The sequence below is a fragment of the Amycolatopsis sp. SID8362 genome (genome assembly GCF_010550475.1).
GTDB lineage: Bacteria > Actinomycetota > Actinomycetes > Mycobacteriales > Pseudonocardiaceae > Amycolatopsis > Amycolatopsis eburnea.
In genome coordinates this window covers 1-1244 of the sequence record NZ_JAAGNB010000115.1, presented here as the reverse complement: position 1 = coordinate 1244, position 1244 = coordinate 1, and the positions used below count along the sequence as shown (strand labels likewise).

The 1244-nt window shown below is 75.4% G+C and carries 2 protein-coding genes; both read right to left on the bottom strand.

The window, feature by feature from the left end; genetic code table 11:
• Positions 1–889, bottom strand: an 889-nt coding sequence (locus G3I65_RS04105) for a UDP-glucose/GDP-mannose dehydrogenase family protein (RefSeq protein WP_160694889.1), incomplete at its 3' end; no start/stop codon positions are given.
• Positions 882–1244: glycosyltransferase family 9 protein (locus G3I65_RS04100; RefSeq protein ID WP_160694887.1), on the bottom strand; the 363-nt coding region annotated here is incomplete at its 5' end. The genes G3I65_RS04100 and G3I65_RS04105, both read right to left, overlap by 8 nt.

The window sequence follows — 1244 nt, the reverse complement described above, 5'->3', positions numbered from 1 at the left end:
CGCGGACCACCCGGGCGCGCTGGCGGGCGTTGACGCGGACCGCGTCGCGCAGGATGCCGAAGTCGACGCCCGCCGAGTCGGCCGCGTGCAGCAGCGCGGAGGTGTCCTTCGGCAGGCACGAGCCGCCCCAGCCGGGGCCGGGGGCGAGGAACTCCGGGCCGATCCGCGCGTCCAGGCCCATGGTGCGGGCGACCTCGCGGACGTCGGCGCCGGAGCGCTCGCACAGTTCGGCGAGGACGTTCACATAGGACAGTTTCACCGCGAGGAACGCGTTGCTCGCGTACTTCGCCAGTTCCGCGCTGGCCGAGTCGGTGAGGACGACCGGGGCGCCGGCCGGCTCGTACAGCCGTGCCACGCGCGAGGCCGCCGCGGAGCCCGGCGGATCGGTGCCGAGCACCACCCGGTCCGGGTGCAGGAAGTCGTCGACGGCGTGGCCTTCGCGGAGAAACTCGGGGTTGGCGGCCACCGGCAGGTCGGTCCGGCCCAGCAGGCCGGGCAAGCGCGCCGCCGTCCCGACCGGCACGGTCGACTTCGTGACCACCACGCAGCCGGGCCGCAGCAGCCGCCCGAGCTGCGGGACGACCCGTTCGAGGACGCCGAGGTCGGGACGCCCGTCTTCGGCGGGCGGTGTGGGCAGGCACAGGAACACCAGGTCCGCGCCGTGGAGCTCGGCCTGGGCGGTGGTGAAGGTGAGCGTCCCGTCGCCGAGGCCCTGAGCGACCAGCTCGGCCAGTCCCGGCTCCGCGATCGACACCACGCCCCGCCTCAGTTCGTCCACTTTGGACTCTGCGGAGTCCACGCAGGTCACCCGGTGCCCGAGCCGCGCGAAACACGCGGCGCTGGTCAGGCCGACGTAGCCCGCGCCGACGATCCCGATGTGCTCAGCCATGCGCCACCCGCGCTTCGAGGGCCGAGCGCACGGCGGTGAGCACGCGTTCCCCGCCGAGCAGCAGCAGGCCACCGTCGGGCTCTTCGCCGTGCGGGTCGCCGACGTTCCCGGCCCAGAGCACGACGTGCTGCCGCGCGGACGGCGGTGGTCCCCACAGCCGGGGCGGGGTCGGCCCGAACAGCAGCACCGACGGCGTGCCGAACGCCGTCGCGAGGTGCCCGACGCCGGTGTCCCCGCAGACGACGAGTGCGGCCCCGGCCACCAGCGCGGCCAGTTCCGCCAGACCGGTCCGCCCGGCGAGCACGGCTTCCTCGCCGAGCCCGGCCCGCTCGGCGATCGAGCGGCACAGGTGGCG